This window comes from Natronomonas sp. EA1 (assembly GCF_051195035.1).
GTDB lineage: Archaea > Halobacteriota > Halobacteria > Halobacteriales > Haloarculaceae > JBNTJV01.
This window is the reverse complement of record NZ_JBNTJV010000002.1, coordinates 1-23,301: the sequence shown is the minus strand read 5'-3', so window position 1 is coordinate 23,301 and position 23,301 is coordinate 1. Positions and strand designations below refer to the sequence as shown.

22 protein-coding genes and 1 pseudogene are annotated in these 23,301 nt (G+C 68.4%); 5 read left to right on the top strand and 18 right to left on the bottom strand.

The features are described from left to right. Positions 1-14: 14 nt before the first annotated feature. The 8 genes from ACQUQR_RS05905 to ACQUQR_RS05870 are packed head-to-tail and all read right to left on the bottom strand — an operon-like array spanning position 15 to position 10,536. Positions 15-2,057 (bottom strand): beta-galactosidase, encoded by a 2,043-nt coding sequence (locus tag ACQUQR_RS05905; RefSeq protein WP_435195528.1) that lies wholly within the window; start codon positions 2,055-2,057, stop codon positions 15-17. Then, a complete protein-coding gene (locus ACQUQR_RS05900) occupies positions 2,054-4,123 on the bottom strand; it encodes a glycoside hydrolase family 36 protein (protein WP_435195527.1) in 2,070 nt (689 codons plus the stop codon). The genes ACQUQR_RS05905 and ACQUQR_RS05900 overlap by 4 nt, the downstream gene beginning before the upstream one ends. After that, on the bottom strand, positions 4,123-4,941 hold the full coding sequence (locus ACQUQR_RS05895) for an SDR family NAD(P)-dependent oxidoreductase (RefSeq protein WP_435195526.1): 819 nt from the start codon (positions 4,939-4,941) through the stop codon (positions 4,123-4,125). Before ACQUQR_RS05895 ends, ACQUQR_RS05900 begins: the two co-directional genes overlap by 1 nt. Positions 4,942-4,943: 2 nt before the next feature. Continuing rightward, positions 4,944-6,092: a galactonate dehydratase gene (dgoD, locus tag ACQUQR_RS05890; protein ID WP_435195525.1), complete on the bottom strand. Its 1,149-nt coding sequence runs from the start codon at positions 6,090-6,092 to the stop codon at positions 4,944-4,946. Continuing rightward, complete coding sequence (locus tag ACQUQR_RS05885; RefSeq protein WP_435195524.1) at positions 6,093-7,223, bottom strand: ABC transporter ATP-binding protein; 1,131 nt, start codon at positions 7,221-7,223, stop codon at positions 6,093-6,095. 3 nt (positions 7,224-7,226) lie between these two features. Further along, positions 7,227-8,150, bottom strand: coding sequence for a carbohydrate ABC transporter permease (locus ACQUQR_RS05880; RefSeq protein ID WP_435195523.1), 924 nt, complete (start codon positions 8,148-8,150; stop codon positions 7,227-7,229). Further along, the gene (locus tag ACQUQR_RS05875) at positions 8,143-9,156 is read right to left on the bottom strand and encodes a carbohydrate ABC transporter permease (RefSeq protein WP_435195522.1); all 1,014 of its coding nucleotides are present in this window, start codon (positions 9,154-9,156) and stop codon (positions 8,143-8,145) included. The genes ACQUQR_RS05880 and ACQUQR_RS05875 overlap by 8 nt, the downstream gene beginning before the upstream one ends. A 9-nt stretch (positions 9,157-9,165) precedes the next feature. Further along, on the bottom strand, positions 9,166-10,536 hold the full coding sequence (locus tag ACQUQR_RS05870) for an extracellular solute-binding protein (protein WP_435195521.1): 1,371 nt from the start codon (positions 10,534-10,536) through the stop codon (positions 9,166-9,168). 309 nt (positions 10,537-10,845) lie between these two features. Between ACQUQR_RS05870 and ACQUQR_RS05865 the strand changes: the two genes are divergently transcribed. After that, the gene (locus tag ACQUQR_RS05865; protein ID WP_435195520.1) at positions 10,846-11,589 is read left to right on the top strand and encodes an IclR family transcriptional regulator; all 744 of its coding nucleotides are present in this window, start codon (positions 10,846-10,848) and stop codon (positions 11,587-11,589) included. Between the two features lie 126 nt (positions 11,590-11,715). Here ACQUQR_RS05865 and kdgK1 read toward each other — a convergent pair whose 3' ends face one another. Beyond that, positions 11,716-12,693, bottom strand: a complete 978-nt coding sequence (gene kdgK1 / locus ACQUQR_RS05860) for a bifunctional 2-dehydro-3-deoxygluconokinase/2-dehydro-3-deoxygalactonokinase (protein WP_435195519.1) — start codon at positions 12,691-12,693, stop codon at positions 11,716-11,718. Positions 12,694-12,843: 150 nt separating this feature from the next. On the opposite strand from kdgK1, the gene ACQUQR_RS05855 reads away from it, so the two are divergent. After that, positions 12,844-13,425 (top strand): plastocyanin/azurin family copper-binding protein, encoded by a 582-nt coding sequence (locus tag ACQUQR_RS05855; protein ID WP_435195518.1) that lies wholly within the window; start codon positions 12,844-12,846, stop codon positions 13,423-13,425. Here the strand turns inward: ACQUQR_RS05855 and ACQUQR_RS05850 are convergent. Continuing rightward, on the bottom strand, positions 13,422-13,934 hold the full coding sequence (locus ACQUQR_RS05850; RefSeq protein ID WP_435195517.1) for a type II toxin-antitoxin system RatA family toxin: 513 nt from the start codon (positions 13,932-13,934) through the stop codon (positions 13,422-13,424). The genes ACQUQR_RS05855 and ACQUQR_RS05850 overlap by 4 nt on opposite strands. A 76-nt stretch (positions 13,935-14,010) precedes the next feature. Between ACQUQR_RS05850 and ACQUQR_RS05845 the strand changes: the two genes are divergently transcribed. Next, a complete protein-coding gene (locus tag ACQUQR_RS05845) occupies positions 14,011-14,763 on the top strand; it encodes an FAD-binding protein (protein ID WP_435195516.1) in 753 nt (250 codons plus the stop codon). Positions 14,764-14,801: 38 nt separating this feature from the next. Next, positions 14,802-15,953: a bifunctional phosphopantothenoylcysteine decarboxylase/phosphopantothenate--cysteine ligase CoaBC gene (gene coaBC / locus ACQUQR_RS05840; RefSeq protein ID WP_435196255.1), complete on the top strand. Its 1,152-nt coding sequence runs from the start codon at positions 14,802-14,804 to the stop codon at positions 15,951-15,953. Here coaBC and mnhG read toward each other — a convergent pair. From mnhG to ACQUQR_RS05800, 8 genes are read right to left on the bottom strand one after another with little or no spacing between them, the layout of a single operon-like run. Then, positions 15,950-16,273: a monovalent cation/H(+) antiporter subunit G gene (gene mnhG, locus ACQUQR_RS05835; RefSeq protein ID WP_435195515.1), complete on the bottom strand. Its 324-nt coding sequence runs from the start codon at positions 16,271-16,273 to the stop codon at positions 15,950-15,952. The two genes, coaBC and mnhG, sit on opposite strands and share 4 nt — an antisense overlap. After that, positions 16,273-16,569 carry a monovalent cation/H+ antiporter complex subunit F gene (locus ACQUQR_RS05830; RefSeq protein ID WP_435195514.1) on the bottom strand — a complete coding sequence of 99 codons (297 nt, stop codon included), beginning with the start codon at positions 16,567-16,569 and terminating at the stop codon, positions 16,273-16,275. The genes mnhG and ACQUQR_RS05830 overlap by 1 nt, the downstream gene beginning before the upstream one ends. Continuing rightward, positions 16,562-17,125: a Na+/H+ antiporter subunit E gene (locus tag ACQUQR_RS05825; protein WP_435195513.1), complete on the bottom strand. Its 564-nt coding sequence runs from the start codon at positions 17,123-17,125 to the stop codon at positions 16,562-16,564. Before ACQUQR_RS05825 ends, ACQUQR_RS05830 begins: the two co-directional genes overlap by 8 nt. Further along, positions 17,122-18,672: a complex I subunit 5 family protein gene (locus tag ACQUQR_RS05820; protein WP_435195512.1), complete on the bottom strand. Its 1,551-nt coding sequence runs from the start codon at positions 18,670-18,672 to the stop codon at positions 17,122-17,124. Before ACQUQR_RS05820 ends, ACQUQR_RS05825 begins: the two co-directional genes overlap by 4 nt. Beyond that, positions 18,669-19,010, bottom strand: a complete 342-nt coding sequence (locus ACQUQR_RS05815) for a sodium:proton antiporter (RefSeq protein ID WP_435195511.1) — start codon at positions 19,008-19,010, stop codon at positions 18,669-18,671. The genes ACQUQR_RS05820 and ACQUQR_RS05815 overlap by 4 nt, the downstream gene beginning before the upstream one ends. Beyond that, positions 19,007-19,480 carry an MnhB domain-containing protein gene (locus ACQUQR_RS05810; protein ID WP_435195510.1) on the bottom strand — a complete coding sequence of 158 codons (474 nt, stop codon included), beginning with the start codon at positions 19,478-19,480 and terminating at the stop codon, positions 19,007-19,009. Before ACQUQR_RS05810 ends, ACQUQR_RS05815 begins: the two co-directional genes overlap by 4 nt. Then, positions 19,477-21,894: a hydrogen gas-evolving membrane-bound hydrogenase subunit E gene (mbhE, locus tag ACQUQR_RS05805; protein WP_435195509.1), complete on the bottom strand. Its 2,418-nt coding sequence runs from the start codon at positions 21,892-21,894 to the stop codon at positions 19,477-19,479. The genes ACQUQR_RS05810 and mbhE overlap by 4 nt, the downstream gene beginning before the upstream one ends. A gap of 48 nt (positions 21,895-21,942) precedes the next feature. Continuing rightward, positions 21,943-22,353 carry a type IV pilin gene (locus ACQUQR_RS05800; RefSeq protein ID WP_435195508.1) on the bottom strand — a complete coding sequence of 137 codons (411 nt, stop codon included), beginning with the start codon at positions 22,351-22,353 and terminating at the stop codon, positions 21,943-21,945. Between the two features lie 599 nt (positions 22,354-22,952). On the opposite strand from ACQUQR_RS05800, the pseudogene ACQUQR_RS05795 reads away from it, so the two are divergent. Beyond that, positions 22,953-23,249 (top strand): annotated as a pseudogene (locus ACQUQR_RS05795) (type IV pilin); the annotation flags it as partial. Positions 23,250-23,301: the final 52 nt, after the last annotated feature.

Here is a 23,301-nt window from a genome sequence, read left to right as displayed (position 1 = left end):
TCTCGCAAAGCGTCCTACGTCTCGCAAAGCGTCACGGTCGAAAGAGGGGCGTCCGTGACACCCACGCCGTAGCCGGGGACGGTCTCGCTCCCGACGACCCACTCGGCATCGGCGGGAACCTCGGCCTCCACGGGGTCGCCCCCGAAGTTCAGGACCCAGGTCAGGTCGCCGCGGCGGGCCACCCGGACCGTCGGGGGGAGCCGGTCGGTCCGGTCGACCTCCGCGCGGTCGAGGAGGTCGGTGACGACGGCGTCCGCGAGGTCGTCTCCGGGCTGGACGCCGCAGTAGGCCACGTCCCCCTCGCCGACCGCGTGTTCGAGCAGGGCGGGCTTGCCGGCCGCAGTTCCCGTCTCGTGTTCGCCGGTGACTCTCGCCTCGTCGGGGACGAGCCACTCCCCCCAGATTTCGTACTCGTAGCGCTCCCCGCGGTAGCTGAGTTTGGTCTCCAGCGACGCCGGGAGGCTCTCGTGCTGGTCGACGTGCCCCCCGACGAGGTCGGTGAGCGGCCCGGGGGCCAGCGCCGGCTGGAGGCGGTTCCCGGGGAGTTTGTAGCCCGAGCGGGGGCCGACCAGGAGCTGGCCGCCGTCGGCGACGTACTCGGTCAGTCGGTCGGCGAGCGTCTCGTCGACGAGATGGAGCGTCGGGGCGACGACGGCGGCGTACTCCCCGAGGTCGGCCGTGGGGTCGACCACGTCGACCTGCACACCCCGGCCGCGAAGCGCCCGGTAGAACGCGCCGGCGAGCCACCAGTAGTCGAAGTCGGGGGAATGGGGCTGCTCCGACAGCGCCCAGAGGTCGTCGTAGCTGAAACAGAGCGCGACGGGGGCGTCGACGCCCGTGAGCTCCAACTCGGCGAACTCCCCTGCGGCCTGCTGGGCGTCGTGGTAGCCCCGGTCCGGGCTCCCGTCGTGCCGGCGCAGTCCCGCGTGATACTGCTCCTGCCCCTGCCGGCAGCGCCGCCAGCGGAAGTAGCAGACGGCCTCTGCACCGTGGGCGACCGCCTGGTGGGCCCACAGCCGCATCGCGCCCTCGCCGGGCTGGGGGGCGTACGGCGGCCAGTTGATGTCACCGGGCTGTTGTTCCATCACCCAGAAGCCACGGGGACCGCGGTAGAGGTCGTGGTTCAGGCTCACCTGGTCGGGGTCGCCGGCGCGGAGGCGATCTGCCGTCTGCGGGCCGAGCGAGCGGTCCTGGGCGAACCCGGTCGGGTAGGAGTCCCACGTCGCGAACTCCAGCGACTCGCGCACGTCGAAGGCGTCGAGGGTGGGGAAGTTCCCCATGAAGTTGTGGGTGACGAACCAGTCGTCGTTCGCCTCGCGCAACAGCGCGGCCTGGTGTTCGTTGTAGGCGACGGCGCTGTCGGAGGCGAACCGGCCGTAGTCGAGCAGCCGCGAGGGGTGGTGTTCGGCCGCCGTGTGTCGCGGCGGGTCGATGGCCGCGAAGGAGCCGTACTGCTGGCTCCAGAAGGTGTTCCCCCACGTCTCGTTGAGGGTCTCGATGTCGTCGTACCGCTCGTGACACCAGTCGCGGAACGCCGCCGCACAGTCGGCACAGTAACACCGGATGGTCCGGTGACAGCCGTACTCGTTGTCCGTCTGCCAGCCGACGACGTGCGGGGAGTCGGCGTAGCGGGCCGCGAGCCGTTCGACGATGCGGGTGGTCTCTTCGCGGTAGACCGCCGAGTTGAAACAGTAGTGACGGCGGCTCCCGAAGTCCCGGACCGTGCCGTCGGATTCCTCCTGGAGGATTTCCGGATGCTCGTCGACGAGCCACTTCGGCGGGGTCGCCGTCGGGGTACACAGCACCACGTCGATGCCGGCCTCGCCGAGCAACTCGACGGCGGTGTCGAGCCACTCGAAGTCGAACTCGCCGCGGCTGGGTTCGAGTCGCCCCCACGAGAACTCACCCATGCGGACGACCTCGATGCCCGCCTCGGCCATCTGCTGGACGTCGGTCGCCCACCGGTCGCGGGGCCAGTGTTCGGGGAAGTAGCAGACGCCGATGCGTGGCGTCGTTCGGTCGGTGCGGTCGTCGCGTCGGGTCGAAGCGTCTGTCATTCGTCGGAGAACTGGAAGGTGGTCGTGCCGGGGGTTACCCGGAGCGTCGTCGTTTCGTCGGTCGGTTCACTGTCGGTCGCGTCGGAGTGCCAGCGGTCGGGCGTGGCCGCGACGAGCGTCAGGGCTTCCGTGGCTTCCACGGCGAGCGTCCGCCCGTCCCAGTCGGTCGCGGTGACGTGCTCGCCCGCGTTCGCGAGGTGGTGCGCGCCCAGCAGGTGCGGCCGGTCGCGGGCGGGCGCAGCGTGGACGAGCAGGACGCCGTGGGCGGGGACGGTCCGGTGGATGGACCCCTCGTGGACGCGGTTCTCCGCTGCTCCCTCGCCGAGCGCGACCCAGCCGACGGCATCGCCCTCGAGGTGAGCCGCGGGGTCGACCGTCACCGTTTGCGGCTCGTCGGCCCAGTTGAACGCCGCCACGGCGACGGCGCCGTCCGCGTCTCGCTCGGTGACGACCCGGTCGGGGAACTCCCGGCCGGTGAGCCCCGCCACCCGGCCGTCGTGGACGGGTGGGAGCGTCCGCTCGAACAGCCGTCTTCCGGGGGCGTCGATCTCTGCGACCGCGTCGCTGAGGACGTTCGCCCCGCCGAGGAGGGCGACGAGCGCCGCGAAGGATTCGCGCTCGGCCGTCGTGAGATCGGTCGTCGTCCGGACGAGCTGGCAGTCGGGGTCCGAAAGCCAGAGGCGTCGGTGGGTGAACTGGCGGTTGAGGACGTTCCGGACGGCGTTCTCGTGGGCTGGCTGGCTCGCGCTCTCGCCGGCGCGGCGCCAGTAGGGGGCGGTGTCGGGGCCGATCCGCATTGCGTCGACGAGCCCGACGCTCGGGAACCCCGGGGCGCCACAGCCGAGGAGGAAGGTGTCGCCGACGGCCTCGCGGATGGTCCGGAGCCCCTGCCGATAGGCCTCGGCGCGGGTCACGTTCTCATGCCGGGCCCCGGGGAGCGCGGCCGCGTAGAGGAAATCCAGCTTGAGGTAGTCGAACCCCCAGTCGTCGACCACCGTCTCGAACGTCTCCGTGAGCCACTCCGTGACGCCGGGGTGGGTCGTGTCGAGCGCGTACATCGGGCCGTGACGGGCGCCCGCGTCGACCGGTTCGCCGTTCTCGGTGACCAGCCACTCCGGATGCTCGGTCACGAGCGCGGAGTCGGCCTGCACGTAGAAGGGAGCGAGCCAGAGTCCGGGGGTGTGGCCCGCCTCAGTGATGTCGTCACACAGCGCGCGCATGTCGTCGAGCCCCTCGGCGAGCGTCCGCCAGTCGCCGAAGGCGGCCTCGTAGCCGTCGTCCAGTTGGACCACGTCGAGGGGGACGCCCCAGTCGTCGAGGCGGGCGACGTTCTCGCGGACGTCCTCGGCCGTCACGTCGGTGAAGTAGTGGTACCACGAGCACCAGCCGGTCGGCGCTCGCTCGGGGACCCGTGCGTCCATCCGCCCGGCGACGGTGTCGGCGATGCCGGACAGCGCATCCGAAACGGAGCGGCTGGCATCGACCCGGAGCGTCGGCACCTCGCGCGTCTCCCCGGGGGCGAGCGTGACGCCGTCGAAGGGACAGGTCGCGGTGACGGTCGTCTCCCCGTCCGTCCGGAGGTCGAACCGCGTCAGCGATGTCTCGTGCTCGAGAAAGCCGAGCGTCAGCGTTCCGGGGTCGCCGGTGAGCGCGGTCACCGCGTGGCTGGTCCGCGCGTCGTCGGGGGCCGCGAGGTCCACCATCTGCGGGCGGGACCGGTCGGTCTCCGGCGGGAACCGCTCGTCCAGTGGGAGAGTCGCGGTCGGGGACCACGACTGGTAGCCGTGTTCGAACACGCGGTCGGTGGGGCCGAACGGGGTCTCGGCTCCGTCGAACGGGCACACGGCGTCCAGCCGTACTGGGGTCTCGCCGCGGTTCTCCACGGTGAGCGCGATATCGACCGCGCCGTCGGCGGCTGTCAGGTCGAGGTCGACCACGAGCTCGTCGCTCGCGTCGCTCACGAGGTTCAGCCGCCCCGCGAGCAGTCGGGTCCCGTCGCGCGCGACTCGAATGCGGGCCGAGTCGGGGTCGTACGTAACCGACATCGCCCCAGCCGTGGCCCGCATCAGTCGTCCCTCTCGCCGTTCTCATCGTCCTCGTCGAGCGCCAGCCGGCGCTCCCGGTAGTTCGGGAGCGTGTCGTCCTGCATGACGGCGGTCCGGCCACCGTCGACGAGCAGGTTCGCGCCGGTGACGAAGCCGGCCTCGTCGCTGGCGAGGTACGCCACGGCGGCGGCGACGTCCTCGGGGGTGCCGATGCGGCCGACGGGGTGGATGGACTCGAGGTGTGCGCGGTACTCGTCGTCCATCTCCCCCATCGTCCGCTCGATGGCGACCCAGCCGGGGTTGACGGTGTTGACCCGGATGTGCGGTCCCAGATCGAGCGCCATCGCTCGCGTCATCCCGTTGATCCCCGCCTTCACCGCGTTGTACGGGAACAGCTCGGGCGTGGTGAGGAAGGCGTGGTTCGAGGAGGTGTTGACGATGGCCCCCTCGTCCATCCGGTCGGCGGCCTCGCGGGCGCAGAGCCAGAACGACCGGAAGTCGGTCTCGACGACGAACGCCCAGTCGTCCATCGTGGCCTCGTCGACGGCGGTGTTCGTCTCGACGCCCGCGTTGTTGACGAGCACGTCGAGCGAGCCGTACGCTTCCACTGTCGCGTCGAACAGCGCGGCGATCTCCTCCGGGTCGCGCATGTCCGCCTCGACGAAGACGGCTTCGCCGCCCTCGGCCTCGATGGCGGCGACGGTGGCCGCCCCCGCCTCGCGGGTGCGACCGGTGACGACCACGCGTGCGCCCTCGCGGGCGAGCCGTTTCGCCACGCCGGCGCCGATACCTCTGGTAGAGCCGGTGACGACGGCCACGTCGTCGGTGAATCGCTCCATCGTCACCACTCCGCGACGCTGCCGTCCTCGTGACGCCAGACGGGGTTGTGCCAGTCGACTTCACCGGCGAGCTCCTGGACGTGCGACTCGCTGATCTCGATGCCGAGCCCGGGGTCCTCGGGGAGGTTGACGTAGCCCCCCTCGAAGTCGAACACCGACGGATCGGCGAGGTAGTCGAGCACGTCGCTCGTCTCGTTGTAGTGGATATCGAGGCTCTGCTCCTGGATGAGGACGTTCGGGGAGCAGGCGTCCACCTGCAGACACGCGGCCAGCGCGATGGGGCCGAGCGGGCAGTGGGGGGCCATGGCCACGTCGTACGCCTCCGCCATCCCGACGATCTTCTTCACCTCGGTGATGCCGCCGGCGTGCGAGAGGTCGGGCTGGATGATGTCGACCGCGCCGTCCTCGAACACCTCCTTGAAATCCCACCGGGAGTACATCCGCTCGCCGGTGGCGATGGAGACCGTGGTGTGTTCGGCGATCTCCGGCAGCGCGTCGTTGTGTTCGGGGAGCACCGGCTCCTCGATGAACATCGGGTCGTACGGTTCGAGCGCCTTGGCGAGGCGCTTCGCCATCGGCTTCGAGACCCGGCCGTGGAAGTCGACGCCGATGTCGACCTCTGGGCCGACCGTCTCCCGGACGGTGGCGAGCCGCTCGCGTGCGGCCTCGATGGATGCGGGGTTGTCGACGCGCCGCATCTCCGCCGTCGCGTTCATCTTCAGGGCGGTGAATCCCTCGTCGACCTTCTCGCGGGCGGCCTGTGCGACCCCCTCCGGGCGGTCGCCGCCGACCCACTGGTAGACGCGGATGCGGTTGCGGGCCCGCCCACCGAGCAGTTCGTAGACGGGCGCGCCGAACTGCTTTCCTTTCAGATCCCACAGCGCCTGGTCGATGCCGGCGATGGCCGACATGAGGACGGGACCGCCGCGGTAGAAGCCGCCGCGGTACATCGTCTGCCAGTGGTCCTCGATGGGCGTCGGGTCCTCCCCGAGCAGGTAGGTGTCGAGCAGCTCCTCGACGGCCGCCTCCACGGTTCGCGAGCGCCCCTCGACGACGGGCTCGCCCCAGCCGACCTGCCCGTCGCTGGTCTCCAGCCGCAGGAACAGCCAGCGCGGGGGGACGTGATAGAGCTCGTAATCGACGATTCGCATCTACTCAGCCACCTCCGCGAGCTCCGCCCCGGACGGCAGGTCGCTCTCGCCGTCCGTCTTCGTCTTGAGCGCGGCACCGTCCTTGGGGTCGAACAGGTAGAGCGACGACTCCGCGAAGTCGAACTCCACGATGTCGCCCGGCTGTGGCCGGGTCGTCGCCGCGATACGGGCCGTGAGGTCCCGGTCGCCGAGCGTGGCGTACAGGAAGTTCTCGTTGCCCATCGGTTCGAGGACGTTCGTCTCGATGGGGATCCCGTCGGCGACGAGCGTGATGTCCTCCGGGCGGATGCCGACGCGAACCCGGTCGTACCCCTCGACGGGGCTCGGGTCCGAGAGCGCGTAGCTGAACTCCCCGGGGCCGTGGAGCACGCCGTCCTCGACGGTGGCGTCGAAGACGTTGATGCTCGGCGAGCCGATGAAATCCGCGACGAACTCGTTGACCGGACTGCGGTACACCTCCTCGGCGGAGCCGACCTGCTGGAGTTCGCCGTCGTTCATCACGGCGATGCGGTCGCCCATCGCCATCGCCTCCGTCTGGTCGTGGGTGACGTAGACGGTGGTGACGTCGAGCTCGTGCTGGAGCGTCTGGAGCTCCGTCCGCATCTGCGAACGGAGCTTCGCGTCGAGGTTCGAGAGCGGTTCGTCCATCAGGAACGCCTCCGGGTCGCGGATGATGGCGCGACCGAGGGCGACGCGCTGCTGTTGCCCGCCGGAGAGCTCCTTCGGCTTCTGGCCGAGCAGGTCCTCGATGCCGAGCATCTCGGCGACGGACTCCACCTGCTCGTCGATCTCCGCGGCGGTGCGCTGGGTCGAGAGCTTCAGCCCGAAGCCGATGTTCTTCCGGACGTTCATATGCGGGTAGAGCGCGTAGTTCTGGAACACCATCGCGACGTCCCGCTCGCGGGCGCGCAGGCCGGTCACGTCGTCGTCACCGAACCTGATCGCCCCGCTCGTGATGTCCTCCAGTCCGGCGATACACCGGAGCGTCGTCGTCTTGCCGCACCCGGAGGGGCCGACGAGGACGAGGAACTCCCCGTCGCGTATCTCCAGGTCGATGTCTTCGACGGCGACGATGCGCTCGTCGCCGGTGTCGAACTCCTTCCGTACCGTGTCGAGTGTGATCGTTGACATGGATTACTCCTTGACCGAGCCTGCGAGGATACCGCTCACGAACTGTTTCTGCAGGAAGAGGAACAGTACGAAGATGGGGATGATAGACAGCGACGCGGCGACCATGATCTGGTCGTAGTAGACACGCTGTGCCCCCACCAGCTGATTGATGGCGACCGGGATGGTGTACTTCCCCTGTTCGAGGATGACGAGTGGGAACAGAAAGAGGTTCCACTGGAACAGAAAGAGGATGATGGCGAGCGCGGCCAGCGACGACTTCATCGTCGGCAGCGCGATCTTGTAGTAGAGCTGGAACTCCGTCGCGCCGTCCATCCGTGCCGACTCTAAGAGTGCGTCCGGTATCGACCGCATGTTCTGGCGCATCAGGAAGATGCCGAGTGGGTTCGCGGCCCACGGCAGGATGATGGCCCAGTAGCTGTTCGTGAGGCCGATCTGGCTCATCAACAGGAACAGCGGGATGACGAGCAGCTGAATCGGGAGGATGAGCGTCGCGAGGATGGCGTAGAAGATGGGCGTCTTGAACCGGAACTCGTATTTCGCGAAGGCGAAGCCGGCCATCGAGCAGAGCAGCAGCGACAGGAGCGTGTAGACGGTCGCCACGAAGATGCTGCTCTCCAGTGCCCCCATGTTCCAGAGGTTCCAGAAGTCGTAGGCGACGTAGATCGGCCCGATGTCGATGAACTGCGTCATCTCGCCGGGGTGGCCGACGAACTGGACGTTCTCGCGGGCCTGTAGCGACTGGAAGTTCTCGACGAACTGGTCGCCGGGCAGCAGTCGCGGCGAGGTCGACGAGAGGAACTGCGACTCCGAGAGCGTCGACGCGACGACGATCCAGTAGAGCGGGACGAGCGTCACGACCGCACCGAGGATGACGAACGAGTAGGTGAGGAACTGCCACACCGCCTCGCGACGGGTCTCCTCACGCATCGTTCGATCCCCCTGCACGGAGCTGGACGGCCGAGAGCACGCTCACCACGCCGATGAGGACGTAGGTGAGGGCGCTCGCGTAGCCGAGTCGGAAGTCGATGAACGCGGTCTGGTAGATGTACTGCACGATGGTGATGGTGGAGTCGAGTGGTGCGCCGCCACCGTTGATGATGACGGGCTCGCTGAACAGCTTGAACGTCCCGATGGTGGAGGTGACGAAGACGAAAAGCAGCACCGGCCGGAGCTGCGGGACGGTGACGTACCGGAACTTCTCGAACCGGTTCGCGCCGTCGATCTCCGCGGCCTCGTAGAGCTGCTGGGGGACGTTCTGGAGCCCCGCCAGCAGGATGATCATGTTGTAGCCGGTCCAGCGCCAGGTGACCGCGCCGACGATGGTCATCCGGGACCAGAAGGAGCTGGTCAGCCACGGGATGGTCGGCAGGCCGACGCTCGACAGCACGTAGTTGACGAGCCCGGACTCCTGCATCATCAGGAGGAACACCGTCGAGTAGGCGACGAGGTTCGCGGAGACGGGGAGCGCGAGCACGGTCCGGAAGACGCCCCGGAACCGCACGAACGAGGCGTTGAGCGCCACGGCGAACAGGAGCGCGAGTCCCACCATCAGCGGCACCTGCACGACGAGGATGAACGTCGTGTTGAACAGCGCCTGATGGAACAGGGTGTCGGAGAGCATCGTCGTGTAGTTCTGCAGGCCGACGAACTGGAGGTCGGCGATGCGGGTCAGCCGGTAGCTGAAGAAGCCGGTGTCGATCCAGAGGATGGTCTCGTTGCTGACGCCCCGGAACCGGAAGAAGGAGAGATACAGCGTATAGAGGATGGGGAAGGCGAGGAACACCCCGAACAGCAGGAACGCGGGGACCAGAAAGAGGTAGCCGACGACGCCTTCGCCGGGGGTGGGAAGCCGGCGGCTCAGCGACTGCCGGGCGAACCGAAGCCGGTCCCTGACGGTGGCGTCGACGAGTGGTCCGGTGTCTTGCGTGGCCATCGGACGGCCTCAGGCGAGGTCGCGGCCCGTTCGGTTTGCGACCTGTTCCGCGGCCGCGTCGACCGCCTGTTTCGGCGTCTTCTTGCCGGTCATCATATCCCGGAAGTGGGTGTTGATTGCCTTGGTCACCTCGGGGGTGTCGATGGTGTAGCGGTACGGCGGGATGTTCGGTGCGATCTCCGCGAACAGCCGGCCTGCGCGCTGGCCGTCGAGGAACGGGTGGGGCTGGTCGAACGCCTCAGACTCGTAGGCGGCTTTCAGCGCCGGGAAGATGCCGTACTCCTTGTACATCGTGATCTGGCTCTCCTTCCGGCCGAGCGTGTAGGCCATGTAGTCCCACGCGCGCCGGGCCGTCTCGTCGGAGACCTGCTTGGCGATCGTGAGATTCGAGCCACCCCAGTTCGTGGCACGGGAGCCACCGGCTTCGATGGCCGGGGGCTTGATGACGCCCCACTTCCCGGCGGTGTCGCCGAGTTCGGCCTTGAGCGTCCCCTCGATCCACGCCCCGGCGGTGAGGCTGGCGGTCGTCCCCTTGCCGAACGCTGTGAACCACGCGGACGACCAGGAAGCGAGGTCGTTTGCGACCCCGGACTCGCGGATGCGTTTGAGGATGCGTGCGACCTGCAGGCTCTTGTCGGAGTGGATGTTGACGGCACCGCTCTCGGTGAACGGCTGGCCACCGAGCTGGCGGTACATCATCCGCCAGAGCCCGTCGTAGTCGTTCGTCGGGAGGTTCAGCAGGTACTGGTCGTCCGGGAGCTTCTTCCCCTCCTCGATGTACTCGTCCCAGGTTTCGACGCTCGTCGGGTCGATGCCGTATTCGTTCATCACGTCACGGCGGTAGAACGTCCCGACGGGACCGATGTCCCACGGGAGGGCGTACGTGCCGCCGTCCTTCTTCAGCGGCCCCCACTTCCCCTTGACGAACTTGTCCTCGATACCGGCGTCGGCGATCCACCCGGAGATGTCGCGCAGGCCGCCGGTGTTGACCCACGAGGCGGCGTCGACGCTCTCCATCATCGACGCGCCGGGGGCACCCGAGCCGGAGAGGAGCGTCGATTTGAACTTGTCTTTCAGGTCCGCGCGGCCAATCTGGGTGATGGTCACGTCGCCGCCGTGTGCCTGTTCGTACGGTTCGTCGATGAGGTCGAGCGACTTCGCCGCGACGTCCCAGCCCCACACTTCCACGGACTGGGCCATCTGCGGGCCGGACGCTTCCGTCGAGTTGCTCCCCCCGCCGCTGCTGCCACTGTCGGTCGGCGTCGACTCGGGCGTCGGGTTTCCGGTCCCGACACAGCCGGCGAGCCCCGCCAGCCCTGCGAGTCCCGCGCCCCTGAGCACCGTTCGACGACCGATCGTGTCCTTGTTACTGTCTGCCATGACTGATTCGTCTCAAACGTAGGACACACTATATATAAATCTTTCTACAGGCGCTCAGAAAATGCGTTTATACGGCTTCTGAACGCTGTTCACAGCGGTCGAATGGGATACTTCATAAACTAAGCGTTCAGTGATGGTGAACGCGTGCCGCCCGGATGATCTTCGGTATTCGGGGTTATCTGGCCTCGAACAGCAGAAAATCGATGGTTTCGGGTTCTAACGAGGATTCCTCATTATTGTTGTCGACTTTCACTCGTCGTTTGCTATCTCTGAACAGACTTAAGTGGCCAGTGGGGGTATCACCCTGACGTGCCGGAGTATCCCGTGGGTGCGACACGGACGAGTGCCCGTCTCGTAGAGGCATTGCTCGACGTCGAGGACGCGGGTGTCACGGAGCTCGCGAGGGAACTGGACCTGTCGAAGGGAGCGGTTCACAACCATCTGGTGACCCTGGAGCGACTCGGTGTCGTCGTCTCCTCCGGGGGTCGCTACCGGCTCGGACTGGGCTTTCTCGACATCGGGATGGCCGTCCGGGACCGGATGCCGATCTACCGGGCTGCCCGTCCGGAGGTCGCTGGGCTCGCCGACTCCACGGGGGAGTCGGCCAGTCTCGTCGTCCCGGAACACGGGAAGGCGGTGTACGCGGACGTTCACAACGCCGACCGGAACGACCGGCGAATTCGCCTCGGGACGCGGCTCCCGCTTCACGCATCGGCCGGGGGGAAACTGCTCCTCGCCGACCGGTCGCGCGAGGCGATCGCCGCGTACGTCGCGAACCACGGTCTCACGGAGCGGACGGACCGAACCGTCGAGACCGAGGCGGCGCTCCGCAGCGAGCTCCGGTCGGTGACCGACCGGGGGCTGGCGTTCGACCGCGGCGAGGCGTTTCCCGGCATGCGCGGGGTGGCCGCCCCCATCCGGACGGACGACGGGCTGGTCGGGGCGCTGTCGGTTGTCGGCCCCCGGGGTCGCCTCTCCGGGAAACGGCTGGAGGAGGACCTCCCGGGGCTCGTGCTCAGCGCGGCGAAACGCATCGAACTCGACCTCTCGTGACGACCTCCGGGCCTGATCGTTCGGGTATGTCCATTCTTCGACCAGCGTGCGCGCACGGGAGCTGGTTCACCACTGGTGAACAGAAACTGCGCGACAACTACTGTTCACTACTACTGAACCACTTGGCTATCGACCGATGCCACCCCCCTCCTCGGCGATGACGCGCTCCAGTTCCGCCGGTGTGATGACCGCGAGGTCCCCCTGAATCGTGCGTTTGAGCGCGGCGGCCGCGGCCCCGGCGGCGAGCGCGCGCTCGATGTCGTCCCCGTCGATGCGGCTGGCGAGGAAGGCGCCGACGAAGGCGTCGCCCGTCCCGACGGGGTCGAGCGTCTCCGTCTCGAACGCCGGGCGGTCGTAGACGGTTCCCTCGTGGACGGCGAGTGCGCCCTCCGCGCCGCGGGTGACGACGACGGTCTCGAAGCCGTGCGCGTCGGCGAGCGACCGGCCGATGGCCGCGGCGTCGCCGGACTCCTCCAGCACCGCGCGGGCGTCCCGTTCGGCGACGACCAGCACGTCGACGTGGGGGAACAGCCCCTCACAGGTCGCCTTCGCGGTCTCGTGGTCCCAGAGCTTCGCCCGGTAGTTCAGGTCGAACGCGGTCGTCGTGCCGGCCTCGACGGCGGTCTCCAGCAGTCGCTCGGTCGTCGCCGCCAGCGTCTCCGAGAGCGCTGGGGTGATCCCGCTCGTGTAGAACACCTCGGCCTCCCGGACCGGGTCGAGGTCCAGCTCCTCCGGCGTGGCCGTCGTCACGGCGGCGTTCGCCCGGTCGTAGACGACCTCCGTGCCGCGGGGCTCGCCACCGAAGTCGAGGTAGTAGGTGCCCACCCGACCCTCGTCGGCCATGACGACGGCGTTCTCGACGCCGTGTCGGCGGGTGTCGGCGAGCACGCGGCGCCCGAGCGGGGAGTCGGGGAGCTTCGAGAGCCACGTCGCGTCCGTGCCGAGCCGTGCGGCGGCGATGGCGACGTTGCTCTCGGCGCCGGCGGTGCGAAACGAGAGGTCCGTCGCGGTCTCCAGTCGGATGCCCGCCGGCGGGGCGAGCCGCAGCATCGTCTCGCCGAACGTGGCCAGTTCCGTCGTCGCGTCGTCCCGTGTGTCGGTCATGCGCTGGGGCACTCGGAGGGAGGGTAAATCTCCCCCGATAGCTTCAGCACTTACCGTGGGGCGGTGCGTCCCCCGACCGCGCCGGTGCGGGGGACGGCGGGTCCGCGGGAAACCAAAGTATTCAGTAGCCGGTGGGGCCAAGCCCCACTCATGAGCACGGACAACGAGTCGGTGAGCCGCCGTGGGTTCCTTCGCGCGGCCACCGGAGCGGCGGCCGTCACGGCCACCGCGGGGCAGGCGGCTGCCCAGGAAGGCAACGAGACCGGCGGGTCGGGTGGTGGGCCGACGAAGACCGTCACCGTCGGCCCCGGCGGGTCGCTGGTCTTCGAGCCGGCCGAGCTGGAGATCACGCCCGGAACGACCGTCGAGTTCGTCTGGGACTCCGACGACCACAACATCGTCGTCGAGAGTCAGCCCGAAAGCGCGAACTGGCAGGGGACCGAGGGCGGCGCCAGCCAGCTGTACGACACTGGCCACACCCACACCCACACCTTCGACGTGGAGGGTGACTACGAGTACTACTGTGCGCCCCACCAGAGCGCCGGGATGGTCGGGACTATCACGGTCTCGAAGGACGCCGGCAGCTCCGGTGGTGGCGGTGGTGGCGGCCCGCCACCGGTGCCGGACTCCGCGAAGACGCTCGGCATCGCCGCGAGCATCGGGCTCGCGTCCACCCTCGGTCTGGCGTACTTCTTCATGCGCTACGGCGGCGACTACGCCGGGCAGGACTAGAACGTCCGGATCTCGAGGTCGACGGGGCGGTCTTCCCCCTCGATGTCGGCGACGATGCGCCGGACGACCCGCTCTGCCTCCTGTTTGATCTTCGGTTTCACCTTGTCGATCACCCACCCCAGCGAGACGAGACTGGGGAGGTCGATGGCATCCGTGTCGGCCGAGTCGGCGTCGAACTCGACGTGGAAGGTGACCCGTGTGGCCGTTTCCTCCCCCGCGGGAGGGTCGGTGGCCTCCACGAGCCAGTAGCCCGTCGCGTCGAGGTCCTTGACGACGGCCCAGTCGATGCGCTCGGGTGGGTCGACGGCCGTGACACGCGAGCGGGCCGTATAGGAGAGCTTCCACCACTCGAACCGGAGGTCGTACTCCGTGCCCGGTCCCCCCTCGCCGTGGGCGACCACCTCGGTGAGGTGCTTCGAGTAGTTCGCGTACCGGGGGAAATCGACGAGGAAGTCGTACACCTCTTCGGGTGGCAGATACACCGTCGTCTCCACTTCGACTGCGTCCACACCCCTCGTTCGGAGGCGGCCCGCCTAACCGTTGGGGAATCGGTGGGTTTGTTTCGGCCTCGACTGTAGTCGGCCCATGACCGACGTACTCGTCATCGGCGGCGGCGTCGCCGGCCTCACCGCGAGCATCTTCACCGCCCGCGCGGGGCTGGACACGCTCGTCGTCTCGCACGGCGAATCCATCCTCAAGCGGAACAGCCACTTAGAGAACGTCCCCGGCTTCCCCGCGGGCGTGAACGCCCGACTCTTCCTCGAGTTGACGCGCGAGCAGGCCGAGCGCAACGGGGTCTCCTTCCGCGAGGGGCGTGTCAGCGACCTCTCCTCGGGGGAGGAGGGGCTGCTCGTCCGCGTCGAGGGGGCCGACAGCGAGGAGACGCTCTCGACAGAGTACGCTATCGCCGCGTCGTGGTCGGACTCCGACTACCTCGACGACATCGAGGAGGTGGGGCTCACGAAGCGCGGCTCGAAGGTCTACGTCGACATCGACGACTTCGGCCGGACGGGGTTAGACGGGCTCTACGCCGCGGGCCGTATCGCGGAGAAGGCCCACCAGACCGTCGTCTGTGCGGGCCACGGCTCTGAGGTCGCGCTCACGCTCATCGACGACTCCGACGTGCCGTTCTACCACGACTGGGTCGCGCCGGAGGGGTACTTCACGGAGCGGGGTCGCGAGGTCCCGCCGGGCTGTGAGGAGATCACGGAGGAAGAACGCCGCGAGCGCGAGGCTGCCTCCCGTGAGGTGATGCGGGAGGCGTTCGCCGAGCCGCACCCCGAGGAGCCGACCCAGCACCCCTCCGTGGTCGCCGCGCGCGAGGAGGACGAGGGGTAGTCCTTTTACTGACCCCGCGGCGAGAGAGGGGTATGGGACTGCTCGAAGGGACGAACGTCGTGCTCGGGGTCTCCGGCTCCATCGCCGCGGTGAAGACCGTGGAGCTGGCCCACGAACTCCGACGCGAGGGCGCCGCGGTCCGCGCCGTGATGACGGGGGCGGCACAGGGGATCATCCACCCCTGGTCGCTCGAGTACGCGACCGGAACCGAGGTCGTCACCGAGATCACCGGGAAGGTCGAACACGTCGAGCTCTGCGGGAACGACGGCTGGGCGGACGTACTCCTTCTCGCGCCGGCCACCGCGAACACGGTCGGAAAGATCGCGAACGCGGTCGACGACACGCCCGTGACGACCTGCGCGACGACGGCGCTCGGCGCCGGCATCCCCGTCGTCTGCGCCCCGGCGATGCACGAGCCGATGTACGACCACCCGGGGGTGCTCGAATCGCTCGACAAACTGGAGGCGTGGGGCGTCGGGTTCGTCGACCCCCACGTCGAAGAGGGGAAGGCGAAGATCGCCACGGAGGAGGCCATCGTCCTCGAGACCGCGAGACACGCGGGTGACGGTGCCCTCGCCGGGAGGACCGTCATCGTGACCTCCGGTGGAACCTCGGAGCCCATCGACCCCGTGCGAGTCCTCTCGAACCGGGCGTCGGGGCGGACGGGCCGGGCGGTCGCCCGCGCCTGCTACGCGCGCGGTGCGGACGTGGTGCTCGTCCACGACGGCTCGGACGTGCCCTACGCGACCGTCGAGCGGGTGGAGACCGCAGCGGAGATGCTGGCGGCGGTGCAGGCACACGCCCCCGATGCGGACGCCCTCGTCTCCGCGGCGGCCATCTCCGATTACACCGTCACGCCCGCGGACGCCAAGATCCGGTCGGGGAAGGAACTCACGCTCGACCTGGAACCCACCCCGAAGCTCATCGACACCATCCGCGAGGAGTACCCTGAGATGGCCATCGTCGGGTTCAAACTCGAAACCGCGGACGACGACGCGGCGCTCGTGGAGAAGGCCCGCGAGACACTCGAACGAGCGGACCTCTCGTTCGTCGTCGCCAATCACGCCGGTGTGCTCGGCACGAACGGGACGCGCGCGTTCATCGTCCGCGCTGACGACGTGGGCGAGTACGAGGGCGAGAAAGCGGGACTCGGCCGCAGAATCGCAGACGAACTGGCCGGAGAAATTTAATCTTCCTTCTCGACGGGCCAGTCCGCACCGCCGGCGAACGCGACGCCCATCCGTTCCGCGGCGCGCGAGATCATATGCGAGCCCGTGGGGGCGGTGACGAACAGGAAGACGATGCCGACGAGGCTGACGAGCCCCGCGCCCTGCAGGCCGAAGTGGAGCGTGCCGGCGAGGAAGACGCTCGCGGCCCCGATGGTGGTCGCCTTCGAGGTGGCGTGCATGCGGTTGTACACGTCCGGGAGTCGGAGCAGGCCGACGGTCCCGACGAGCAGGAAGAACGCCCCGATACCGATGAACAGCGCGGTGAGGTAGTGGTGAATCATTATTCGATGATGTCCCCCTCCGTCACGTAGCGAGAGACGGCGATGGTGCTGATGAAGCCGATGATGGCGAGCACGAGCGCCACGTCGACGAACAGCCCCCGTCCCCGTTGGATCGCGAAGAGGACGGCGATGGCGACGACGTTCGTGCCGATGGTGTCGAGCGCGACGACCCGGTCGGGGGTGGTCGGGCCCACGATGACGCGATAGCCCGCGAGCAGGGTGACGCTCGCGGAGACGAGCAGGCCGGCCTGCACCGCGAGGGTGACGACGGCCGGGAGCGCGCTGGGTTCACTCATCCGCGTCACCTCCGTCGATGACGGCCTTCGGGGTGGGTGCCGCGTCGCCCGGGTTCGCGGGCTCGTCGAAGATGCGGAGCGCGTAGTCCTCCCAGGTGCGGATGGGGGCGACGACGGCGTCGGGGTCGCGGCCGTCGATGGCGTGGACGAACAGGGTGTTCGTCTCGGGGTCGTGATCCATGGTCAGGGTGCCGGGGGTGAGGGTGATGGAGTTCGCGATGGTGGTGATGGCGAGATCGCTCTCGACGCGCAGCGGGACGGCGATGATGTCCGGCTCGATGGGCATCGAGGGGGCGAGCACCCGGTAGGCCACGTCGACGTTCGCCGTGATGAGCTCGCGGAGGAACACCAGCACGTAGCGGACGGCGTACGGAATCGCCGTGAGCGTGCTCCCCACGTTCGTCTCGGGGGCGTAGAACCGCCGGAGGCCGAACGCGGTGGGCATCCCGACGGCGAGGCCGATGAGGAACTCTCCCGCGAGTCCATCGAGGGTCACCCCCCGGACGAACAGCCAGAGCACGGCGAGTGCGATGCCGATGACGGGCCACTTCCTCATCGTGTCACCTCCAGGACGGCATCCACATAGCCCGTGCGGTCGAGCGCCGCGCCGGCGGCGTCGGCCGCGGCGTCGTAGAACGGCTCGAAGCCGAGGCCGAGCGCGACGACGACCACTGCCAAGAGGACGACGACGGCGACGAGGCCGGTGTCACGCTGGTAGGCGACGGGGTCGCCCCAGAAGGCGCGGTTCCACGCGCGCGAGAAGTACGCGATGGTGAGGACCGCCCCGCCGAGGGCCGCGGCGAGCGCGCCCCACGCGGCCCCCTTCACGGCCACGTCGAAGACGAGCAGTTTGCCGAAGAAGCCCGAGAGCGGGGGGATGCCGACGAGCGCGAGCGCGCCGACGAAGAACGCGCCGGTGAGTGCGAGGTCGCGCTCGGCGAGGCCGCCGAGGTTCGCGAAGCGGGTGGAGCCCGTTCCGGAGAACGTCGCGCCGGCGGCGAGGAACAGGAGGCCCTTCGCGACTCCGTGGTTCACGGCGTAGACGAGTGCGGCGACGACGGCGAGTTCGCGGACGGCGGGCACCGTCGCGCCCACGGCGAGCGGGAGGACGATGAAGCCGATCTGGCCGATGGAGGAGTAGGCGAGAACCCCCTCCACGTCGGGCTGGTCCACCGCGCCGAAGCCGCCGACGAGGATGCTGGCGACGGCCATGCTGAACATGACCGGGCCGTAGAAGGCGAGGAAGCTCTCGCCGCCGATGCCGGGGAAGGAGATGGGCAGGGAGGCCGCGGCGAAGACGCCGAAGTAGAGCCGGACGATGGCGTAGACGCCGACCTTCTTCACCACGCCCGCGAGCACCGCGGTGACGGGGGCGGGCGCGGCGCGGTAGGCCTCGGGCACCCAGAACTGGAACGGGACGATACCGGCTTTGAGCGCGAAGACGGCGAACAGCAGCGCGGAGAGCCCGAGGACGGGGGCGGGGTCGATGCCGTACTGGCTCGCGTTCGCCAGGCGATGGGCCATGTCGGCCATGTTGAGGGTGCCGGTCGTCGCGTAGAGCCCGCCGATGGCGAGCAGCATGAGCGCGCCGCCGATGAGATTGAGGACGACGTAGTAGAGCGCCGCGCGGGTGTGTTCCGGCCCGGAGTAGAAGACGACGAGCACGTACGAGGACATGAGCATCACCTCGAACCAGACGAAGAGGTTGAACAGGTCACCGGTGAGAAACGAGCCCGCGACGCCCACGAGCATGAAGTGGAACAGCGCATGATACGAGAGCGTTTGGTCCGCTTCCTGCAGGTACTCCACGGAGTAGAGGAGCGCCGGCACCGCGACGAGCGCCGACAGCGCGAGCATGAACGTCGAGAGCGCGTCGGCGACGAGCGAGATGCCGAACGGGGCCTGCCAGTCCGAGAGCTGGTAGACCAGCGTGCCCTGCGTGGCGACGCGCTGGAACAGCACGGCGACGGTGGCGGCGTAGCCGACCCCCCCGAGGAGGCTGGCGTATCGCTGTGCGCGGGGATACGGGCGCAACAGGAGCGTGACGATGGCGGTGACGAGCGCCGCGAGCAGCGGCGCGATGACGATGTGTGGATGGTTCATGGTGCACCTCCGGCGAGGTCCTGGAGGTCGATGGTGCCGTGTTCCTGGTAGATGCGGTACGTCAACACGAGCGCGAACGCGGTGGTCCCGAAGCCGATGACGATGGCGGTCAGGACGAGCGCCTGAACGAGGGGGTCCGTGATGGGCCCCTCCGCGCCGCCGTGACCGATGATGGGGACGGCCCCCGACAGCCCACCCATCGTGACCAGATAGACGTTCGCGGACTGCGAGAGGATGGAGACGCCCCAGACGACCCGGACCACGTCGCGCCGGAGGATCAGGAAGGTCCCCAGGCCGACGAGCGTGCCGAGCACGAGGGCGAGGGCGAACTGGGTCACTGTTCGCCCACCACCGAGAGGATCGTCAGAAGCGCTCCGACGACGACGAGGTAGACGCCGAGGTCGAAGGCCAGCGCGCTCGCGATCTCGAACTCGTGGTAGACGGGGACGCGTTCGAGGAACCACACGCCCTGCGTGAGGAACGCGTAGCCGAACAGCATCGAGACGAGGCCCGCGCCCGCGGCGAGCGCGAGCCCTGCCGCGAAGAGTCGTGCGTACGTGGCAGTGAGCCCCGTGAGCAGTCCCTCGCCGCCCCCGCCGCGAGCGAGCACCTCCCGCTGGAGGTACTCACGTCCGAAGATGATGTAGACGAGCGCGAACGCCGTGCAGGTGAGGACGCCCGCGATGAACCCGCCTCCCGGAAGGTTGTGCCCCTGCAGGAGCAGGGCGATGGCCGTGACGAGGATGATGGGCACGACGACGCGCGTGACGGTCTTGGCGATGACCGTGGTGCGGCGGTCGTAGCTCACGCGCTCTCACCCCGGTTGCGCATGGCGATGAGCGTCAGCACGGAGAGGGCGGCCATGGCGATCACCGATATCTCGCCGAGGGTGTCGAACGCCCGGAAGTCGACCAGGATGACGTTGACGATGTTGCCACCGCCGCCGTACTCGGTGAAGAACGAGTCGTGTTCGGCGGGAACGGGTGCGCGCTCGATGAAGAACGAGGCGATGGGGTCCTCGGGCGTCGCCGCGGTGGAGAGAAGCACCGTCACGGTGACGGTGGCCCCGACGACGACCGAGAGGAGGCCGTCTTTGATGGCGGCGGATCGCCGTATCTCGCCGTACCACGACGGCAGCTTGTCGAGGACGAGCAGGAAGATGACGAGCACGAGCGTCTCGATGACGAGCTGGGTCAACGCGAGGTCGGGCGCGCTCGCCAGCACGAAGAAGACGGCGACCATGAACCCCAGGATCGAGAGGGTGAGGACGCCCGCCACGTGCGAGGGGGCGTTCGTCACGGCGAGCGCGCCGACGACGGCGACGAGCAGGACGAGCAGCAGCGGAACCGCGACGGCGAGCCCCTCGAAGCCGGGGAGGGTCACGCCGGCGGCCGCGTAGCCCGCGAGCGTGAGCGCGGAGACGGACGCGAGGGTGACGTACGCGTAGGTGCGCATGCGCCCGGAGTGGACGAGCCCGTCCACGCGCGTGGAGAGGGTGTTGAGCCCCGTCGTCGCGCCGTCGTAGTAGTAGTTCGCGCTCCAGACGGGCCACGCGCGGACGTTGTGGACGACTTCGTGGAGCGCGTCGTAGCGCTGGTAGGCCAGCGCGCCGAGCCCGAGGGTGAGCAGGCTCATGTAGAGCGCGGGGCCGACGTGCGGGACGATGGACATGTGGAGCTCGTGGTCACCGTGGCCCCCGAGCACCGCGTCGATGACGGGCTGGACGATGAGGTCGATGGCTCCCTGCGGGTAGAGCCCGATGGCGAGTGCGCCCGCGGCGAGCAGTCCCGGCGGGAGGAGCATCGAGAGCGGGGGTCGGTGGGCGTGGAGTCCATCGGGTTTCTCCCCGAAGAAGAGGCTGAGGAACCTGATGGAGTAGAGGAACGTGAAGACGCTCCCGAAGACGGCGAGGGCGGGGAAGAGCCAGAAGAGCCCCCCCTCGGCATGGGCGACCTCGTAGGCCGACTCGTAGAGGAGCTCCTTCGAGTAGAACCCGTTGAACGGCGGGACGCCGGCCATGCCGAGCGCGGCGATGGCGGTGATGCCCGCGACGACCGGCATATCGTGGCGCAGCCCCGAGAGGTCTCCGATGTATCTCGTTCCGGCCTCGTGGGCGATGATGCCCGCGACGAGGAAGAGGGTGGCCTTGAACACCGCGTGGTTCAGGATGTGGAACGCGCCCGTCTCGGCGCCGAGGGCGAACGCCTCGCCCGCGAGCCCGAACCCCGCGATGATGAGGCCGAGGTGGGACGCGGTGGAGTAGGCGAGCAGTTCCTTGATGTCGGTCGCGCCGACGGCGAGGATGGCCGTGATGGTCATGGAGACGAGACCGACGGTGGCGAAGACGAGCATCCAGTCCGGGGTGGGCGTCTCCGGGAGCAGGAGGGGTCGAAAGCGCCCGACGAGATAGACGCCGGCTTTCACCATCGTCGCGGAGTGGAGGAACGCCGAGACGGGCGTGGGGGCCTCCATCGCGTTCGGCAGCCAGATGTGGAACGGGACCTGCGCCGATTTGGCCATCGCGCCGACGGCGATGAGGCCGATGACGGGGACGAACAGCCCCGCGGCGCGCAGCTCCTCCCTGACGAGATCGGCGTTCGCGACGAGCGAGCCCTCCGTGCCGACGAGGGTGAAACTGCCACTCTCGAGCGCGGCGAGCGCGAGGAAGCCGACGAGCATGAACAGCCCGCCGGCGACCGTGATGAGCATGGACTTTCTCGCGGCGTACTGCGCGGAGTTCGTCCGCTGGTAGTGGCCGATGAGGAGGAAGGAGGTGACGGAGGTGAGCTCCCAGAAGACGAACAGCGTGATGAGGTCGGCGGCGAGCGCGACGCCGAGCATCGATCCCATGAACGCCAACAGCGTTGCGTAGTACTTCGCTTGGCCCGGCTCGCCGTGCATGTACCCTCCGGAGTAGGTGAAGATGAGTACACCCACGCCGCTCGCGAGGAAGCCGATGAGCAGCGCCAGCGCGTCGAGATACAGCGTCAGCGACACGCCGAGCGAGGGGATCCACGGGAGCGACACCGCGCTCGCGGCCACGTCGGCGTGGAGGGCCGCCTCGTACTGCGTGGCGAGGAGGCCGAAACACACCGCCGCGACCGCCGCCGCGAAGTAGGCCGTCTTCTCCCCGAGGACGCGATAGACGAGGGGCGTGACGGCCGCTCCGGCGAACGGGAGCGCGAGAACGGCGAGAAGGACGCCTAGGCTCGGATGTTGCACACGAGGGTCCGGGTGGGGAGCGGCCTTAAGTTTTCAAAACCGCCGTCGTCACGCGTCGGGGCCGGTCCACCGGCCAAGCGTCGCGGAGCTCTCGCCGTCGTTCCACACCACCCGGACGGTCTCGTCGCCGTCCAGCCCGCCGAGAGTGACGGTCGTGCCAGCGGAGACGGTGCCGGTCCACGGGCTCGCGTCCGGGACGGACCCATCGGGGTCGGCCACCACCGCGGTGAGCGTCGCGGCGTCGAGGGTGTCGCCGCCGTTGTGGGTGATGTCGAGCTCGCCCGTGCTCGCGTCGTAGTCGAACGTGAAACCCGCCTGCGGGGTCCGCCGCTGGAGGTCGTCGCTCAGCCCGAAGACGAAGGTGGCGACGATGGCCGCGAGGATGACGGTGATGGCGACCATGAGGATGACGCCGATGACCGGCGAGACGCCTCGGGTCGCGCGTGCGGAGGGGTACATGGGTGGGGTGCTGGGTGGGTGCGTCGGGTGTGGTGGGCACGGTCCCGCCACCGGGGGCAACCGCGGTGGGGAACGATGCGATATCTCAACCCGATACCTCATATTGGCGCGCTGTGGATTCACCTCGCGCGCTGGTCACCGTCCCTCCGGGGGCTCCACGCGCGGGGCCACGCGTCGCGCCACCGCGGGTGGCGCGCCCGACGCGCCCGACGCGCCCGACGCGTCCGACGCGCCGTTCCGCTCCGCTCTCCGACGAGACGGTCGCGTTGTGTCGTGTTGTCGAGCACCCGACACAATGGAAAACACGTCGTTGTCGCTCTTTTTCGCAGTTTCGAGAACTGTTCTCAGTCGTGATATATTCGGCTTAATGTGCTCCTCTCTCCCGAAACCGCCCGTTAAACCCCCCGACCCGTCTGCAACCTTTATAAGGGTCGCTCGGCTAATCGGAGATAACGCGTTCACTCGCGGACAAGAGGCACCCCGGCGCGGGTAGGTTCCCATCCTCCCCTCGCGCCTGAGCATGGGAAGGTATGGCACCCTCCCTCTTGGCTGTTTGGGCTCTCGGCGTCCGTACTGAACGCGGGAGAAGCAAACTCAACATGAACTTCAAACAACTCTTCGCAGACGACGACGCCGTGTCGCCGGTCATCGGTGTGATCCTGATGGTCGCGATTACGGTCATCCTGGCTGCCGTCATCGGGACGTTCGTCCTCGGGCTCGGCGACCAGGTTTCCAGCACCGCACCGCAGGCCAGTTTCACGTTCGAAAATAATCAGGGATCCAGCATCGCTGCTTCCTCTACGGTTGACCCAGCTTCAGACACGGACAGTAATGTCGTGGGTGTTACCCATGACGGAGGAGATACAATCAACGCTCTTCGGAAGCAGATTGTTGGTCGGGTAGAGCTGGCGCTGTGAAAGCGTAGCGGGCAAGGGTGACGCGACAGCG

Excerpts from the sequence above, each read along its gene's own strand:
- ACQUQR_RS05845 (WP_435195516.1), top strand. The coding sequence starts at position 14,011 with ATGACCGACGTACTCGTCATCGGCGGCGGCGTCGCCGGCCTCACCGCG.
- ACQUQR_RS05885 (WP_435195524.1), bottom strand. The coding sequence starts at position 7,223 with ATGTCAACGATCACACTCGACACGGTACGGAAGGAGTTCGACACCGGC.
- ACQUQR_RS05820 (WP_435195512.1), bottom strand. The coding sequence starts at position 18,672 with ATGAACCATCCACACATCGTCATCGCGCCGCTGCTCGCGGCGCTCGTC.
- ACQUQR_RS05900 (WP_435195527.1), bottom strand. The coding sequence starts at position 4,123 with ATGCGGGCCACGGCTGGGGCGATGTCGGTTACGTACGACCCCGACTCG.
- ACQUQR_RS05825 (WP_435195513.1), bottom strand. The coding sequence starts at position 17,125 with ATGAGGAAGTGGCCCGTCATCGGCATCGCACTCGCCGTGCTCTGGCTG.
- ACQUQR_RS05800 (WP_435195508.1), bottom strand. The coding sequence starts at position 22,353 with ATGTACCCCTCCGCACGCGCGACCCGAGGCGTCTCGCCGGTCATCGGC.
- ACQUQR_RS05880 (WP_435195523.1), bottom strand. The coding sequence starts at position 8,150 with ATGCGTGAGGAGACCCGTCGCGAGGCGGTGTGGCAGTTCCTCACCTAC.
- kdgK1 (WP_435195519.1), bottom strand. The coding sequence starts at position 12,693 with ATGACCGACACACGGGACGACGCGACGACGGAACTGGCCACGTTCGGC.
- ACQUQR_RS05895 (WP_435195526.1), bottom strand. The coding sequence starts at position 4,941 with ATGGAGCGATTCACCGACGACGTGGCCGTCGTCACCGGCTCTACCAGA.
- ACQUQR_RS05855 (WP_435195518.1), top strand. The coding sequence starts at position 12,844 with ATGAGCACGGACAACGAGTCGGTGAGCCGCCGTGGGTTCCTTCGCGCG.
- ACQUQR_RS05870 (WP_435195521.1), bottom strand. The coding sequence starts at position 10,536 with ATGGCAGACAGTAACAAGGACACGATCGGTCGTCGAACGGTGCTCAGG.
- dgoD (WP_435195525.1), bottom strand. The coding sequence starts at position 6,092 with ATGCGAATCGTCGATTACGAGCTCTATCACGTCCCCCCGCGCTGGCTG.
- ACQUQR_RS05905 (WP_435195528.1), bottom strand. The coding sequence starts at position 2,057 with ATGACAGACGCTTCGACCCGACGCGACGACCGCACCGACCGAACGACG.
- ACQUQR_RS05830 (WP_435195514.1), bottom strand. The coding sequence starts at position 16,569 with ATGAGTGAACCCAGCGCGCTCCCGGCCGTCGTCACCCTCGCGGTGCAG.
- ACQUQR_RS05875 (WP_435195522.1), bottom strand. The coding sequence starts at position 9,156 with ATGGCCACGCAAGACACCGGACCACTCGTCGACGCCACCGTCAGGGAC.
- mnhG (WP_435195515.1), bottom strand. The coding sequence starts at position 16,273 with ATGATTCACCACTACCTCACCGCGCTGTTCATCGGTATCGGGGCGTTC.